Here is a 16,029-nt window from a genome sequence, read left to right as displayed (position 1 = left end):
TTTTTCCGACAATTTCAAACCGCCATAAACCTACATTTTTAAACCGCTATTGACACTTGCCATCTAATGAGGAAATATTCACACTAAAAGTATAAAACAAGCGATCGAAACTACGAACACGATCATTTTGATCATCAGTATCAAAACCTTGGTCATTCGTCTCATCAAATCCTAATTCATAATCACCAGTTAAAATTTCTGCTGTTGGCTCTTCATTAAATGTAATGACCTGACTTTTTGAAGAAGACACTCTTGCTTTATGAGCTTTTATTCTAGGCTTACTACTTCTACTTTGAAGACGTTCTAACGTTCTTTGTTGGGCTGCCTCAATTGTGTTTTCCCACTGTTTTTCTGTTTTTCCTGCATCTAATGTTTCTTCAGCATTAACTTGCATTCCAAACGCTATGCTCAGACTCACAAATAAACAGAGTAACATCCTTTTTTTAATATTTTTTTTCTTCATGTTTTAGCTACCTCCAAAATATAAACTATTTAATAAAAACAAATTATTCTTTACACTTTTTAATTAAAGTTCAAAATACCCTAATTATATATTTTATTATATCATTAAAGCATCTTTATTTACATATTAATAAAAAACGTTCTTTTAGAGGTTGTATATTCTACTTTAGAATTCATTTCATGCAATTTAAAAGCTCCGTTATACGACGTTAAAATAACTTAAGTTTTTAAAAAAGCACTAAATAACCCCTTAAAATGATTTTACTCACTTTAAGAGGTTAGATTATATCGAATTTTTAAATAAAATTATTCATTTACTAATGGTTTCCACCATTGTTCATTACTACTGTACCATTCAATCGTTTCTTTCAAACTTTGCTCAAAGTCAACATTTGATTTCCAACCTAATTCCGTTTCTATTTTAGTAGCATCAATCGCATAACGACGATCATGGCCTAATCGATCAGCAACAAAGTTTTTTAAATCTTTTGATACTTTTAATTCAGAAATAATCAGATCAACAATTTTATTATTTGTTCTTTCATTATTTCCGCCAATATTATAAACTGCTCCTTTAATTCCTTTATGCAATACTAAATCAATTGCCCGACAATGATCAGTGACATGGAGCCAATCACGAATATTCTCACCATCTCCATAAACAGGTAATATTTTATTCTGCATTGCATTAGTAATCATCAAAGGTATTAATTTTTCGGGATGTTGGTGAGGTCCATAATTATTAGAACTTCTCGTAATATTTATATCCAATCCATAGGTTTGATAGTAAGATAGCGTCAGTAAATCAGCACTCGCTTTACTTGCTGCGTAAGGATTATTAGGTTTTAGTGGGCTTTCTTCTGAAAATAAACCCTTTATTCCTAAACTGCCATAAACTTCATCTGTTGAAATTTGAATGTATTTTTTTACTTTAAATGTTTTCGCCATCTCTAATAACGAAACGGTACCTAAGACATTAGTTTCAATAAAAACTGATGAATCTAAAATACTACGGTCAACATGAGACTCTGCTGCAAAATTAATTATGATATCAATTGAGTTTTCTTTCATCACTCTTTTTAGTAAATCCTTATCATTAATATCTCCTTGAATAAATAAATGTTTTGGATTAGACATCAAATCTATAATATTTTCAATATTGCCCGCATATGTTAATAAATCATAATTAATTATTATATATTCTGGATATTTTTTTAACATATATCTCACAAAATTACTACCAATAAAACCAGCACCGCCTGAGATGAATAAAGTATTCATGAAAAGTTACCACTTCCTTAATTACTATAATAAAATAAGTAGCCTATTCAACTAAATTAGCAGCAACAAATTTACGTTTTATTTTATTTTTCAACCATATAATTTTATATATAAACCTATACTCTAAATCTATAATATATAGTCTTTTGAGAAATATTTTATAATTATTTTTATTAACAGCTTCGATAAATGATTTTCTCGTTTTAAAGCAGTATTTTTCTCTGACATCTTGTATTTTTCTTCTCGTATACGATATTTTATTTGATGGACTGATTCTCTTTTTGGGAAACCATTGTTCTTTTTTCTTCTTTTTATATAAACGATAGGCTAATTCATCTTGACTATGTTGATAATGTGAAGATTGAGATTGAGCTATTGTATCAACACTTACTTCATCTAATTTCAAACGTCCTTCAGATATAGCTATTTTTATTATTTTATATAAAACTTCATTTCTAACTATAACAATATTATTTCCTTCACTATCCAAAGTATATTTAGGTAACCAAGCATCTCCCAGCGTAATATCAGCAGTTTCATTCATAACATCATCAGAAAAATCTGAAGCTCTTACTTTAAAAAATCCCTTTCCCCAATCGCCTCCATATAATTCACTCATTTTTTTTACTATTTTCTTACTTTCTCCATTTACTTTTCCTGAAACTTCAATTGAATAAGAATTAGCAGGATCATTTTCATTTTTTTTCCTATAATCAATATTGGACAGTTCACCCGGTTTTATTCCACATTGCCATGCTAAAAAATCAGAATATTTTGAAGATTTTTGATGCCCACATATTAATCCGATCATATATTTTATTCTTTCATTAATGACTACATCAACTTTTGATAATAGTCGTAACTCCATTATAAAGCTAGGCACACCAATTACTGCGTATTTTCCAGGAACTTCTTTAACTAATTTTAATACTTCTGATAACTCGACTGGATAATATTTTGTTTTAGCTCCATTAATTATATCTTTTTTATTTTTAGATATAGTATATTCAAATAATATATTTGAATTATTTGATTGTTTAACATGTATAATACTGTCTATATATCCTAATCTCAATAACTCAGTAAAAATCCAAGTCCCTAATCCTCCTGAACTTCCATTTTCTCTAAAATTACCTTCTGATACATAGCCTGCATAGAGTCCTTTATAATATCCTATACGAGTATCAAATTTAATTCCTTCTATTTCTTTAAATAAATTATCTGAAACTTCATTTTCATTCATATCAGAAATCAAACAGTTTGTTTTCTTCAATAAAGTCAGCTCATCTTCAGAAAAATATTCTTTATCTTTTAAAAAACACGTTTTATATTCCCCATATCTATTTAAATTCATATACAATTTTTCATTTAAAAAAGGAGCTACTCCTGTACCAAAATCATAATCACTAGAAAACACTTTATTTATTTCAAACTCTTTCATATTAACTCCTTCTCAAATAAATAACAGATTTTAATTGTTTTTTTTCAAATTCATTAGCTGTAAAAAAATAAAATATAAAACTATAGATAGCAATATAAAGAAAACCAAAGCACAAAAACAAATATATAGAATCTATTTTCTTAAAAAAGACTATTATTCCCATAAAAACGCAAGAGACTATAAATGGAATAACCACTTTTATCGTTTCCATCCAATATTTAATCATATTTACCTTTATTTTAAAATGATAATACCAGTTCATTAATATTCCATTAGCTACAGTAATACTTAATATATATCCTAAAGTTGCACCTTTAATACCCCATAAATTTGTACCTATTATTGTTACTATTATATTTAAAATCGCAAAAACACTATAAGATATTGAACGAAAAATATGCTTATTCATTGCTCTCTGTATTTCTATACCAATATTTTGAGAAAGTGGAATAATTGAAGGTAAAACCATTAATATAATCAAAATATAAGCTTCTTTATTTTCAGTTCCAGCCCATTTTTCTATAAAAAATGGACCAACAATTATAAATCCACCCAAAATAAAAAAGAGTAATGACATTTGTAATCTACCAACTTTAATCATTAAATCTGTTAGTTTTTCTTTACTTGTTTCAAGATTAACTAACTTATTTACTCTTGGAACAAATAAAGATGAAAGTGCTGTTGATAGCATAAAAAACATATTTTTAATTTGAATTGCAATAGAAAAAGTTGCAACACTTTTTGCTCCCATGATCATCCCTATAATGAAACTCGGTGCATTGTTATTTATCATATCTACAATTTGATTCAATAAAATATAGAATGAAAATATAAATAGTGGTTTTAATAAAGCAAATGTAAGATTTTTAAATTCAAATTTCATAAATAAATGTTTTCGACAATACTCTATATTCATTATAAGAAAAATAATAGTCACTATCGTTTGAGAAACCCCAATGACTAATATATTCCCTCCTAATAATATTAATGGAACCGAAATAATTGGAACTAATACACTTTGAATTAATTGTCTTATTTGTTGAAATCTGAATTTTTCATTAACAATGATATTAGAATCAAAAACTGATGATATAAAAGCTATCGATAAATTAATCGTAAGAATAAACATTAATATTTTTGTTAATTCAAGTTCATCTAGAGTAAAAGACTTATTAAATATCTTATTTACATTAAAGGATAATATTATTCCAATTATCAATGCCAAAATTGAAATAATAGTAAACATTATCAGATATAGAGCATTCAACTTGTTTATATTTTCTTCATCTTCTTTTACTTTAAATGATATATAGAACTTTACATATGCGCTAGATAACCCCATTGATAAGATTCCTAAACTTAAAATAACAGAATTTGTCATTTGGAATAAGCCATATTGATCTTGACCAACAAATTTCAATAAAAATGGGGTGTACATAAACGATATAATATTTTTAATAAAAATATTAAGATATGATAATACTGCTCCACTTTTTATTTGAGAATTCATTTAAAAACATCTTTCTTATATAACTTTAGCGATTCTTCTAAAAATAAGAGGGAATCTTTCTTTTTCATCTCCAATATTTTATTAACTTTTACATAATCTATAGTAATTGTCTTTCCATTAGAACCATGCCAACAATTGAATAGACTTAATTCTTCAAATAAGGTTACCATTCTAGAATTCATTGACGTGTAATTTGAATTTCTTTCAAATACTTCAAATTGTTTTTCAAAAATAATTGAAAAGATACATGCATGGTAAGAATCTGTCAAAACAATAGAAGCATTTTTAAACAAACTAACAAACTCTAACGGTCCGGCAGTCCATAATAAGTCATTGTTATTATCATTTAAGTTTAATATTTTCAACTTCTTTTCATCCGAAAGTTTATGTATATAATCAATATCTTTCTCACTTAATTCACCTAAAAAATAAGTCAATATATAATCATCAAAAATATTAAGCTCACTATCTTTTGAAAACTCTTCCCATTTTTCTTTTTCTAATAAAAGTGTTGGATCTAACACTACCTTTGTTGTATTGTTTTCCAATAGAGTATCTACAATTTTTTTTCCTTCAAGTTCTCTAACACTTATTGAATCGAACCTTTTTAAATTTTCTTTATACATTCTCTTAAGTCCATTTGGCACAAATGAAACACCAAAGCTAGCTGCATAACTTATTAAATTCTGGCTTTCATTTTTATATGGAACAAAATTCAATTCCGAAAATCTTGAAAATTCATAATTCCATACCTGGTCACTCCCTACAACAAATGTATTAACTTCATTATATGCAGATTCTATATTCTTTTTTTCAATAGATTTTTCATATTCTAATATATAATTTTTCGTAAAACTATCAAATTTTTCTTTCCTAAGTTTATTGTTTTTTTTTAGTTCCACATTTTCTTCATTATCTTTTTTCACCATTTTTTTTATTTTTCTTTTTAATTTAAATAAAATATCTCTACTTATTATTTTTTCTATTACTTTTTCCTGTTTAGTATAATTATTTTTTATAGTTTTTACTTCATATCCTAAGCTTTTTATTACCTCTTGTAATGCATAATTTTGTAACCTATTTCCGTAATTATTATTATCATTTATTGTACAAATCGCTACTTTCTCTTTCATTAGCACCTCACCCAACTTTATTAAATAGATTTTTTAAATTTATAATAACTAAAAGCGATAAAACTAGGAAGTAATAAAAAATACTCAACAAAATTTAATTTTATATCCTTACTATAATATTTCATTACTATTTCTCTAATCCATAACTTAGTTAAACTCTTAATTCTTTTTATTCCTGTAAGATGCTCTTTTACATATTTTTTACCATAGAAGATAGAAAAAAGTGAACCCTTTGGGTTTTCTATCCAAATTTGAGTTATATTATTAGTCCAACCATTCTCTAAATATTCAAATTCATAAATAGGTTGGTGCGATACTAAAAAACAACCTACTTCTGACAACCTATAATAAAAATACGTTTCATCTAAAAATTTTTCACCTTTAAAAACAGGAGTATTATTTTTCTTCAATAATTCAGTTTTTATAACTGAAATTGTCTCAATATTTCTATTAAAAATATATTTTAAATCTAAAATATCGGAGCAACTAAACTCCGCTTTTATTTTTTTAAAATCAATAACATTATTAGAGTTTTTTAAATTCCTTTTTGGAAATACTACCCCATTATGCTCAATAGAGATTTTATTTAAATGGTCATATATAATTTCCACTGCATTTTTTATTAACCAATCATCACTATCTAAAATTAATAACCATTTTGTTTTTACAAGGTTCACAGCTAAATTAATCGCACTCTGCTTTCCCATATTATCTTGATAAATATAATCTATTTTTATCAAATCCTCTGATTTGAAAGACAATATCAATTTTTTAGTATTATCTTTCGAACCATCATCTATAACCAACCATATAAAATCTTTATTAGTTTGCTTCAATAGAGATTTATATAGTTTATTCAATTCATTTTCTCTATTAAAAGTTGGTGTCACTACAGTTAATATTTCTCTCACCTCTAAATTATACATACAGTATGATTTTAACTATTTAGTAAATTTTAAAACAAAACAAACAATGTTTGGTAAAAAAAAATTTAAAAAAATCTTTGTATTTTCTTTAAATGAATAATCTTTAAATTCATAAAATTTTTTACTATATTTTTTCAATGACCTTTTATATCCTAATTTTCTATTAACGGATAATCTATAATAGTAGGAGGTATCTTTTACTATCCTTCTTTTTAAATATACTCTATTTGGGTATCCAATATTTTCCAAAATATTTAATATATCAATCCAAGCTTCTATCATACTTAATCTTTTTTTTAATGTGGTTTTATCAATTTCTTTTCTCATTGCACTTGATTCATTATAGAAATAAATATATTCAGAAAAAAGACCAATTTTTCCGGATTTAATATTGCTTATATAATTAATATTAAATAGTAAATCTTCAGCAAAATGAATATCTTCATTAAAAGATATCTTGTTATGTATTATAACATCCTTTTTATACATTTTATTCCAGCAAAACCCATATATATTTATATCTTCTATACACAATTGTAATAGCTTATTTCTACTATATACTTCATTATATCCATTCATAAGTCTTACTTTTTCAATATTATTACCTATATTCTCTATGTATCCGGATGATACAAACTCAATTTCACCTTCAAATAAATCTAACATATTCTTTAAAAAATTTTTCAACAAGTAATCATCTGAATCAACAAAGCATATAAATTCACCTGTAGCTTGATCTATCCCTCTATTTCTAGCTGCTGAAACTCCTCTATTTTCTTGGTAAATATATGTAAATCGTTCATCAAACTTACAGGTATTCAGATATAATAATTTAGATGAATCTGTGGAACCGTCATCAACTACTATCACTTCAAAATTTGAATAAGTTTGATTTCTTATTGAATTGAGACACCTTACCAACCATTTTTCTGAATTATACATTGGCAAAATCACTGTAATCTTAGGTATCATATTTTATTAACTCCTTTTTAAACGTAAAATAAAATGATCCCATTAAACAAAGAACTACAAATTCAGGTCTAAACAAAATATTTTCTGTAAAAGAATAAATTGATAAAGCTACAATCATAAATACATATTCTGATTGTTCATTTCTAACAAATTTTTTTCCTAATGATAGTAAAATATACATAAAAACAAATAGTAATATTACTCCATATCTAATTGATAAAGACAAATATGAATTATCTAAGTATCTGACATTAAACATTCTATTGATTGCATAAGTAGAATCTAATTCTAATATTTTTTCTCCATAAATTGTAAAACCATAATTTTCAAATAAATATCTAAAATACCATAGTCTACCCGTAAAAAGTTTATCATAATTTAAAATTATCAATTTTAATGTATTTCCCATTACAGCCAAATAAACTGATATTATTGTAAATATAATAGGTGTAAAAACTAAAAACTTATTAATTTTTTCAATTTTTATAAACTTATCAAATATAATGTAGATAAGTGATATTACTAACACCACTATCGTTGACAGTGAGTTTGGGTAAATATAAAGAAAAAGAATAGTAGATATGATGACTAATATATCTAAAACATTAATTTTTTTCCATCTTAAAATTACATAATCAATAAAAATAGAAAAAATAAACAGTCCTAAAGTGTTTGGATGATAAAAGCCCAATGATTGCCTCACCACACCATCTCTATACAATATTACATTATCTATAACATTTATATGATTCAATAAAAAAACGATTATTAAACACACTAACCTCGTATAAAAATCAACTTTAATAAATTTCTTAAAATTAACATCAAATGAAGCGAAAAAAAACATAAAAAAAAGAATTATATCTTTATTACCAGTTATATATGAAGATATTAAGGATAGTGTAAAACTTACCATGAATAGTACCCAAACCTTTAATGGTTTTGGTGTTATTATAATTACGAATAACAAATAAACATAGACTGTTAACATACTTAATTTTCCAGTTATATTAAAAAGATTATTACTATCTAAACTAGTTGCTTTTATTATAAAATAAGTCAAAATAAATAAACAATAAATATAAGATACACCAGATCCTAATTGTTGTTCAATTCTCTTCATTTTTGCACCTCTTCATATTTTCAAACGAAGATTTTTCTGGAAATTTTTTTTCCAATAAAAAAACATTTTCTTTTATTATATCTGTTAATTTTACTTCTTCTATGTCTACATCATTTAAACAAATAACCTTTTTCCTCTTTTTATTAAAAGTTTTACTTATTTTATCTGTTTTATCTATTGAGTAAGCAACTCCAAAACTGCTTTTTCTTGGAATAAAATTACCCGTTTCAATATTCCAATATTTAAGTAACCATTGATTTACATCTGTCATTTCTCTAAATTTATGTTTAGATGTTTTATCTAATAATTCATATTCTAAATCCCATAATTTAATGTAAGTTGATTTTAACATCGATGAAGTAATGTGTTGTTCGTAATATCCAGTATATGATTTTGTTATTAATGTATATATTGTTCGAAAGTTATTAATACCATAAAGAAAATTAAAAATATTAAAAAAATTTTTCTTAATATTTTTATATTTATTAAAATATTTATTTATTATTCTTACGTTATTTAACATGATCATAGAGAACTCATCAACGGGACTTACTAACGAGTATACGGCTAACTCTCTAGGTAAATCTTCTTTAAAAAAATCTTCTGGTTCAACTGAAGAATTCAAAAAAACATCGTCATTAAATAAAACAAATTTTTCTGTTAAATTTTCAATTCTATGTAAATTTAACTCGATTACATTTGAATTAAATGTTGGTAAGTATTCTTTTGGTATAAATTCATCATGTCTAACTAAAACTAGTTTTTCATGTTCTATATCCAACCATTTTGGATAGTGCCCCACTGTAATTAAATAAATTTTATTTACCCAAGGTGCATACTTTTCAATTGATCTGAACCAATATTTAAAAGTATCTAAATTACGGTATCTACTGTCTCCATTTAAATTATTATTTGAAGTACTGTTTTGATATTTCTTTTTGTTATTCAACCATTCCAAATCTTCACTGTCTACCCAAGTAACTACAAAATCTATTTCCACAGAATACCTCCTTTCACTTTAATATTTTATGTTTTTTTTTATTTTGTCATACATTCCTTGCCCGAATAAATTATCTATAATATTTCTCAATAAAATTTTAAGTGGTATTAACTTTTTTTTAATTTTTTTATTACCAGAAACCCATGTTGCGTTATAATGATGAATTGAAACCGTATTATTTGTAATTTTTAATTTGTTAGTTTTCATACTTAACGGACAGAAATAATCGGTCGGATAAATTATTATATCTTCTAAAACAAATTTTTTGTTTGTTGAATTAAAATCAGTGACTGCTAAACATTCTAATGTATATTCAACACAAGTTTTCTCAATTATCTTTCCTTTAACAATAAAGGAAAGATCTTCATATTTTTTCATATTATTTTTAATAAAGTTACTTTTTTTTATCGCACCAAAACCTAATCCTGTATTTACTCTTCCCGGTAATTCTAATCCCATAAAACATTGACAATCTAAAAAAGCATCTAAATTTTTTATTAATTCAACATCAGTATCTAGATATATGCCACCATGATTATAAACTATATCTAAACGAGCATAATCAGATACAAAAGCGTATTTTTTTTTTGAATATGCTTCTTTTATATATTTAATTTTATTAACATCATAATTAGATTCATTCCATTGTATTATCTCATAGTCAGGGCATTTTTGTTTCCAACTATTAATACAATATTCAACTGTTTCTGGTAATTTATTATTACCAAACCAACAATAATGTATTTTTTTAGGTATCATTTTCTATACTCCTAACAAATTCAAAGCTATTTCTTCTAATTGATTATTAAAAAAGTCGTTTGATGATTCAAATTTTTTTGTATTTACTTTTGCATCTTGTATAACATTAAATAATGTAGATACATCTAATACTAATCGTAAATTAAAATTTTCAGCCACTAATTTCTTAACAAAATCAACTTGATGATTATTTACATGTTCATTATATTTTTTAAATCTTGGTACTACTATCGGTGTTTTTTCATAACTTAAAACTTGCATAAAACTTGATGGACCACCATGCGTTATTATAACTTCCGAATTTTTTATATAATTTCTCATATCTTCATAAGATAAAAAATTTTCATAATCACAATATTTGGGTAAATAATCAGAGTATCCTGTCTGTATAAAAACATTATCTTCTATCATTTTATTTTTTTTCAACCTATCTATTTCTTGCAGCAGTCTATTAAATTGTTGTTCATGAGTTCCCACTGTTACAAAAATCATTAAAAGATACCTCCAAAATTTATTGCTTTTGGATAAACTTTTTTCATATCTTCCCATTGAACAACAAACTTATCTGCTACTGGATAAACAATTTTACCAGTAAGCGTTGGCGTATCTATTCTATCAAAAACTTCTATATAAATAGTTTTACATTTAAATAATTTTGATAAATAAAAAAAAGGAATTGCTACCGCTGCACCGGAAGATATGATTAAATCTGGTTTTTCCTTTCTTAACACTTTCCAAGCAAGGATAGTGTTAAGAAAAAGATTTTTAAAATTTCTATTCGTTGGAAAATGGCAATGATATACCTTTTCTTGTTTTAAAATACTTCTAGAATCCTGTTTATCAAAAGTTACCCAAATCCTTTCTTTATCTTTCCAAAATTTTTTTAAAAGATATAAATGTGCTAAGTGTCCACCACTTGATCCCACTAAACAAACTTTCATTTCTTTTTTCATTACAATACTCCTATCATTAATGGCATAATTTTAAAAGAAATTTTAATATGCACTATTTGGTTTTAAGATAACATATATAGTATTTATTAAAATCAAAATATCATTTTTTATGCTTTGATTTTCTATATAACCTAAATCCAACTCAACCATTTCTTTAAAACCTACATCATTTCTTCCACTTATTTGCCAAGGTCCCGTACAACCAGGAATAACCAACAACCTTTGCATATCATAATTAGAGTAATCTAGTACTTCTCTTGGTAACGGCGGTCGAGGCCCTACTAAAGACATTTCCCCTTTTAAAACATTCAACAGCTGAGGAAACTCGTCAATACTTGTTTTTCTTATGAACTTGCCAACCTTTGTTACTCTTGGATCTTCTTTCATTTTAAACATGGCACCTTCTATTTCATTAAACTCAAGTAAATCAGCCAATTGCTTATCTGCACCTAAACACATCGATCTTATTTTATACATTTTAAACTCTATACCATCTTTTCCTACTCTTTTTTGGCAATATATAAAAGGAGCTCCTTTTTCTTCTAGTTGCATCAATATAAAAATAATCAAGAATAATGGCGATAATAAAACAAGCCCAACAATTGAGCCGAATAAATCTATTCCTCTTTTCAAAATTAAAAATGATACGTTATTTTTAATTTTGATTCTTTCCTCTTGATTCATCATACCAACAACTCCCCCAATAATTTTGCTTAAAATATAAATAAATCTTTTTAATTTTAACTTTTAGTATGTTAATTAGAAGAATAATAATTTCCCCAAAAAATTATTATTCTCCTAATATTCTACTTAAACAACCCTAACCTTTGATACCATTTCATCTCATGCATGACTGGTTTTGGTACCTCAATCTTTTCACCACTCACCACACTACGCGCATTTTTTTCAAACATCTCACGTTTACTACGACCAAACTCTTTTTCTAGCAATTCCAGTGCTTCTAAACTGTGAAAACCACGTCTTCCCTCATGATAATGAGCATCTGATGCCAACAAATGAACCATATTATGCTTAATTAAAAGATGGGAAGTCTTCTCGATGTCCCGACCAAACAATCCTAAAAAACTCGCATTCGTGACTTGTGATAAGCAGCCCATTTCCAAAAATGGCACTAAGTCATTGGGTTCTTTGATAATTTGTGCGTTTCTTTCTGGATGGACAATAATCGGTCGATAACCATTCGCACACAACTCAAACAAAACTTGTTCAGCATACGCAGGAATATGACTAGACGGGAATTCAATCAACAAATAGGTATCTGTTAAATCAGCAAAGAGAATATCTTGAGCTTCAATCCGATGGGTCAAATCAGCGGACAACCTAATTTCTTGGCCTTCAAAAAGAGTAATTGGAATCTTACGTCGGTCAAACTCCTCCTGTAAAGAAGCAATACGACGAATCGTTTCATTCTTCGGGTTCATATAAACCCCATTATTATGATGCGGTGTACACAAAATGTGGGTAATTCCCTCCGCTACGGCAACTTCTGCCATCGCTAATGAATTTTCCAATTCCTGTGCTCCGTCATCCACCCCTGGTAAAATGTGACAATGAATATCAATCGTCATCGATTTCTCCCCTCCTTATCTTAAGAATAATAATAATAACCATAACTCGCATCTGCTACTGCCCCGATATAAACAGCGCCTATCACATTTGCATCGACTTGGCGTAACAATGAGGTTGCTTTGTTTAGCATTGGTTTTTCCGTGACACCTTCTTTAACTGATAAAATCACACCATCGACCTGTGAACTGACAATTTGTGCATCCGTCACGTTAACTAAAGGTGGCATATCAAAAATAATAAAATCATATCTTTTTTTAAGTAATTCAATCACACGACGCATCCGATGAGACGATAATATTTCTGATGGATTGGGCGCTTTCGGTCCACTCGTCATGATGGAAAGATTCGGAACATCGGTCTCTTGGATTGCATCTTTCATTGTTAAACGTCGAACACTCAGTAAACTAGATAAGCCCACTTGGTTTTCCAGGTCAAAAGTCGTATGGACGACCGGACGCCGCATGTCAGCATCCACTAATATTGTACGAGCTCCGGATTGAGCAAAAGCAACAGCAAGATTTGACGATAAGGTTGATTTTCCTTCACTTGGTCCAGATGATGTAACAACGATACTTTGGATGGGTGTATCCGACTGTGCAAATTTTATATTCGTCCGTACCGTTTTAAACTGTTCTGTTACGGGTGACTTTGGTGACGCTATGGTAAAAAGCGTTGATGCTTCTGACTTTTCTAATTTTTTATTATTTCTAACCATTTTATAGTCCTCCTTTGTTTTTATAGTCGACCAAAAGGATCATGATCTTGTGAGTCTTGATTCAAATAATCTCTTGTGCCTGCATCTGAAAAATAGTCCGGCGTTTCAAACTTAGTTTGTGCGGGAGTTGTTCCCTCACCAAAAGGATCCTCTTCCAGGCCATCAACCAAATCTTTACTCATAGTATAAGCATCTTCTTCTAAATAAAAATCACCGGTTCTAAAAGCACGATCTTGTTCTTTTCTAAAATTAAGAATTTCTTTTCGTTCTAGTTTTGGTATCACACCTAAAATAGGCAAGCCTAATTCATCAACGAGGTACGATTCTGATTTTACTGTACGGTTTAGAAGCTCACTTAAAAAAGCAAGTCCAATTCCGACAATAACACCTAAAACAAGTCCAATGACTAAGTTTAGTAACTTATTGGGTGAAACTGGTTTTTGTGGACGGTCTGCTTTTGAAATCACTGACACTTTATCGACATTTGTATACTTTTTAGCTTTGTCTTGAAAAATACTCGCAATAATATTAGCTAACTGAGTCGCTTCGGTTGGATTTTCAGATAATACCTTGATTGAAAACATTTGTGAGTTTTGAGTTTGTTCAACGGATACCATCCCTTTTATTTCATCCGATGTTCGTTTAAAACTCGTCGTTTTCCCTAGTTTTTCTTGGGCAGCTTCGGTGACGACATTGCCCCCAATAAAGTCCTTATACGTGTTAATCATCATTAGGTTTGTTTGAATATTGTCTGTATTGACATTCTCACTTTGTGGAAACGTCGCAATTAATTGAGTGCTTGCACTATATTTAGGTGTAATAACAAAAAATGTCACAACTGCTGAAACCCCTAAACCAATCAACATTGCGGTTAAGATAAAAATCATTTTTTGTTTTAATAATTTAAAAATATCTTGTAAACTAATCGTCTCTTCCATTTTTTCCTCCAATTTAAAAATATATAAAAACAACACAATCATTTTAACAAAAATAGTTATTGTATACAATGGTTACCCGTTAAAGAACACGTTTCAAAACCTTGATAATCTGCTGACTTGCCTCGCCATCACCATAGGGATTACTTCCAAAACCCTTGTTGTTATTGGTTTTAAGTTGATTCAATAACTCATCCATTTCATTATACACTTTTTCTGAATCTGTTCCAACCAGTTTTAAGACACCTGTTTTTATTCCCTCTGGACGTTCTGTTTTATCACGTAGAACTAAAACTTTTTTCCCTAATGATGGCGCTTCCTCTTGAACACCGCCAGAGTCACTCATAATGAAATCGACTTGGTTCATACAGTTATGGAAATCAACAACATCAAGTGGTTCTATCAAATGAATTGCTGGATGATTGCCTAATATTTCTTCTGCCAAATCAGACACTTTAGGGTTAGGGTGTACAGGGTAGATTACTTCCACTTTTTCATGTGTTTCGACAAATTTTCGAACCGCTGTAAAGACATCTCGCATCGGTTGACCTAGATTCTCACGACGATGCATCGTCAACAAAATCTTTTTAGAATCTGGTTGCCATTTACTCATAATAGGATGAGAAAAGCCTAAAAGGGTCGTTGCTTTTAAAGCATCAATAACTGTATTTCCCGTAACAAAAATCTTTTCTGGAGCGATATTACTTTTTAATAAATTTTCTCGACTTAGTTCCGTTGGAGCAAAGTAATAATCAGCCAAACAATCCGTCATTTGACGATTCATTTCTTCTGGAAATGGAGCGTATTTATCCCATGTTCGTAGTCCTGCTTCGACATGACCAATTTTAATTTGGTGATAAAAGGCAGCCAAACTTGCCACAAAAGAAGTGGTCGGATCACCATGAACTAAAACCACATCCGGTTTCTCTTGTTCTAAAATCTTATCAAGCTTCATTAACACACGACTGGTCATCTCGGCTAAGCTTTGATTTTGTTTCATGATATTTAAGTCATAATCGGGTGTAATCTTAAAAAAAGAGAGCACTTGGTCTAACATCTCACGGTGTTGGGCTGTCACAACGACAACCGACTCAAAACTCTCTGGATATTTTTCTAATTCTTTAACCACTGGTGCCATCTTAACGGCTTCTGGTCGAGTACCAAAAATACTCATCACTTTCTTTTTCCCCATCACTATCATCCTTTCTTGAAAAAAAAGCCGGGAGTTT

General features: G+C 28.2%; 17 protein-coding genes. All 17 read right to left on the bottom strand.

Annotated features, from left to right (window positions below; all coding sequences use genetic code 11):
* Window positions 1–46 precede the first annotated feature (46 nt).
* Window positions 47–463: a hypothetical protein gene (locus ACTJFD_RS10560; protein WP_442261494.1), complete on the bottom strand. Its 417-nt coding sequence runs from the start codon at window positions 461–463 to the stop codon at window positions 47–49.
* Between the two features lie 305 nt (window positions 464–768).
* Window positions 769–1,743: a dTDP-glucose 4,6-dehydratase gene (rfbB, locus tag ACTJFD_RS10555; RefSeq protein ID WP_442261493.1), complete on the bottom strand. Its 975-nt coding sequence runs from the start codon at window positions 1,741–1,743 to the stop codon at window positions 769–771.
* Between the two features lie 43 nt (window positions 1,744–1,786).
* Complete coding sequence (locus ACTJFD_RS10550) at window positions 1,787–3,184, bottom strand: Coenzyme F420 hydrogenase/dehydrogenase, beta subunit C-terminal domain (protein ID WP_442261492.1); 1,398 nt, start codon at window positions 3,182–3,184, stop codon at window positions 1,787–1,789.
* A gap of 1 nt (window position 3,185) precedes the next feature.
* Window positions 3,186–4,694 carry a lipopolysaccharide biosynthesis protein gene (locus tag ACTJFD_RS10545; protein ID WP_442261491.1) on the bottom strand — a complete coding sequence of 503 codons (1,509 nt, stop codon included), beginning with the start codon at window positions 4,692–4,694 and terminating at the stop codon, window positions 3,186–3,188.
* The gene (locus ACTJFD_RS10540) at window positions 4,691–5,827 is read right to left on the bottom strand and encodes a polysaccharide pyruvyl transferase family protein (protein ID WP_442261490.1); all 1,137 of its coding nucleotides are present in this window, start codon (window positions 5,825–5,827) and stop codon (window positions 4,691–4,693) included. The genes ACTJFD_RS10545 and ACTJFD_RS10540 overlap by 4 nt, the downstream gene beginning before the upstream one ends.
* A gap of 20 nt (window positions 5,828–5,847) precedes the next feature.
* A complete protein-coding gene (locus ACTJFD_RS10535) occupies window positions 5,848–6,717 on the bottom strand; it encodes a glycosyltransferase family A protein (RefSeq protein WP_442261489.1) in 870 nt (289 codons plus the stop codon).
* A gap of 51 nt (window positions 6,718–6,768) precedes the next feature.
* On the bottom strand, window positions 6,769–7,725 hold the full coding sequence (locus tag ACTJFD_RS10530) for a glycosyltransferase family 2 protein (protein ID WP_442261488.1): 957 nt from the start codon (window positions 7,723–7,725) through the stop codon (window positions 6,769–6,771).
* Window positions 7,715–8,848, bottom strand: a complete 1,134-nt coding sequence (locus ACTJFD_RS10525; RefSeq protein ID WP_442261487.1) for a hypothetical protein — start codon at window positions 8,846–8,848, stop codon at window positions 7,715–7,717. Before ACTJFD_RS10525 ends, ACTJFD_RS10530 begins: the two co-directional genes overlap by 11 nt.
* Entirely contained in the window at window positions 8,835–9,848 is a 1,014-nt protein-coding gene (locus ACTJFD_RS10520) for a Stealth CR1 domain-containing protein (protein ID WP_442261486.1), read from the bottom strand. Before ACTJFD_RS10520 ends, ACTJFD_RS10525 begins: the two co-directional genes overlap by 14 nt.
* 18 nt (window positions 9,849–9,866) lie before the next feature.
* On the bottom strand, window positions 9,867–10,607 hold the full coding sequence (locus tag ACTJFD_RS10515) for a glycosyltransferase family 32 protein (protein ID WP_442261485.1): 741 nt from the start codon (window positions 10,605–10,607) through the stop codon (window positions 9,867–9,869).
* Between the two features lie 3 nt (window positions 10,608–10,610).
* The gene (locus ACTJFD_RS10510; protein ID WP_442261484.1) at window positions 10,611–11,099 is read right to left on the bottom strand and encodes a glycosyltransferase; all 489 of its coding nucleotides are present in this window, start codon (window positions 11,097–11,099) and stop codon (window positions 10,611–10,613) included.
* Window positions 11,099–11,548: a PssD/Cps14F family polysaccharide biosynthesis glycosyltransferase gene (gene pssD / locus ACTJFD_RS10505; protein WP_442261496.1), complete on the bottom strand. Its 450-nt coding sequence runs from the start codon at window positions 11,546–11,548 to the stop codon at window positions 11,099–11,101. The genes ACTJFD_RS10510 and pssD overlap by 1 nt, the downstream gene beginning before the upstream one ends.
* Window positions 11,549–11,602: 54 nt before the next feature.
* Entirely contained in the window at window positions 11,603–12,247 is a 645-nt protein-coding gene (locus tag ACTJFD_RS10500) for a sugar transferase (protein ID WP_442261483.1), read from the bottom strand.
* Between the two features lie 119 nt (window positions 12,248–12,366).
* Window positions 12,367–13,149 (bottom strand): tyrosine-protein phosphatase, encoded by a 783-nt coding sequence (locus ACTJFD_RS10495; protein WP_442261482.1) that lies wholly within the window; start codon window positions 13,147–13,149, stop codon window positions 12,367–12,369.
* Window positions 13,150–13,169: 20 nt separating this feature from the next.
* Window positions 13,170–13,865: a CpsD/CapB family tyrosine-protein kinase gene (locus ACTJFD_RS10490; RefSeq protein ID WP_442261481.1), complete on the bottom strand. Its 696-nt coding sequence runs from the start codon at window positions 13,863–13,865 to the stop codon at window positions 13,170–13,172.
* Between the two features lie 20 nt (window positions 13,866–13,885).
* On the bottom strand, window positions 13,886–14,803 hold the full coding sequence (locus ACTJFD_RS10485; protein ID WP_442261480.1) for a YveK family protein: 918 nt from the start codon (window positions 14,801–14,803) through the stop codon (window positions 13,886–13,888).
* A gap of 79 nt (window positions 14,804–14,882) precedes the next feature.
* Window positions 14,883–15,992 carry a non-hydrolyzing UDP-N-acetylglucosamine 2-epimerase gene (gene wecB / locus ACTJFD_RS10480; protein ID WP_442261479.1) on the bottom strand — a complete coding sequence of 370 codons (1,110 nt, stop codon included), beginning with the start codon at window positions 15,990–15,992 and terminating at the stop codon, window positions 14,883–14,885.
* Window positions 15,993–16,029 lie beyond the last annotated feature (37 nt).

Origin of the sequence: Vagococcus sp. (assembly GCF_052102835.1) — a bacterium.
Classification (GTDB): Bacteria; Bacillota; Bacilli; order Lactobacillales; family Vagococcaceae; genus Vagococcus.
The sequence above is the reverse complement of the archived record's forward strand: the minus strand, read 5'-3'. Positions and strand labels throughout refer to the sequence as shown.

What these genes read in the sequence shown, in the direction of transcription:
- ACTJFD_RS10560 (WP_442261494.1), bottom strand. Translation starts at nt 463, where the DNA reads ATGAAGAAAAAAAATATTAAAAAAAGGATGTTACTCTGTTTATTTGTG.
- rfbB (WP_442261493.1), bottom strand. Translation starts at nt 1,743, where the DNA reads ATGAATACTTTATTCATCTCAGGCGGTGCTGGTTTTATTGGTAGTAAT.
- ACTJFD_RS10550 (WP_442261492.1), bottom strand. Translation starts at nt 3,184, where the DNA reads ATGAAAGAGTTTGAAATAAATAAAGTGTTTTCTAGTGATTATGATTTT.
- ACTJFD_RS10545 (WP_442261491.1), bottom strand. Translation starts at nt 4,694, where the DNA reads ATGAATTCTCAAATAAAAAGTGGAGCAGTATTATCATATCTTAATATT.
- ACTJFD_RS10540 (WP_442261490.1), bottom strand. Translation starts at nt 5,827, where the DNA reads ATGAAAGAGAAAGTAGCGATTTGTACAATAAATGATAATAATAATTAC.
- ACTJFD_RS10530 (WP_442261488.1), bottom strand. Translation starts at nt 7,725, where the DNA reads ATGATACCTAAGATTACAGTGATTTTGCCAATGTATAATTCAGAAAAA.
- ACTJFD_RS10525 (WP_442261487.1), bottom strand. Translation starts at nt 8,848, where the DNA reads ATGAAGAGAATTGAACAACAATTAGGATCTGGTGTATCTTATATTTAT.
- ACTJFD_RS10515 (WP_442261485.1), bottom strand. Translation starts at nt 10,607, where the DNA reads ATGATACCTAAAAAAATACATTATTGTTGGTTTGGTAATAATAAATTA.
- ACTJFD_RS10510 (WP_442261484.1), bottom strand. Translation starts at nt 11,099, where the DNA reads ATGATTTTTGTAACAGTGGGAACTCATGAACAACAATTTAATAGACTG.
- pssD (WP_442261496.1), bottom strand. Translation starts at nt 11,548, where the DNA reads ATGAAAGTTTGTTTAGTGGGATCAAGTGGTGGACACTTAGCACATTTA.
- ACTJFD_RS10500 (WP_442261483.1), bottom strand. Translation starts at nt 12,247, where the DNA reads ATGATGAATCAAGAGGAAAGAATCAAAATTAAAAATAACGTATCATTT.
- ACTJFD_RS10495 (WP_442261482.1), bottom strand. Translation starts at nt 13,149, where the DNA reads ATGACGATTGATATTCATTGTCACATTTTACCAGGGGTGGATGACGGA.
- ACTJFD_RS10490 (WP_442261481.1), bottom strand. Translation starts at nt 13,865, where the DNA reads ATGGTTAGAAATAATAAAAAATTAGAAAAGTCAGAAGCATCAACGCTT.
- ACTJFD_RS10485 (WP_442261480.1), bottom strand. Translation starts at nt 14,803, where the DNA reads ATGGAAGAGACGATTAGTTTACAAGATATTTTTAAATTATTAAAACAA.
- wecB (WP_442261479.1), bottom strand. Translation starts at nt 15,992, where the DNA reads ATGGGGAAAAAGAAAGTGATGAGTATTTTTGGTACTCGACCAGAAGCC.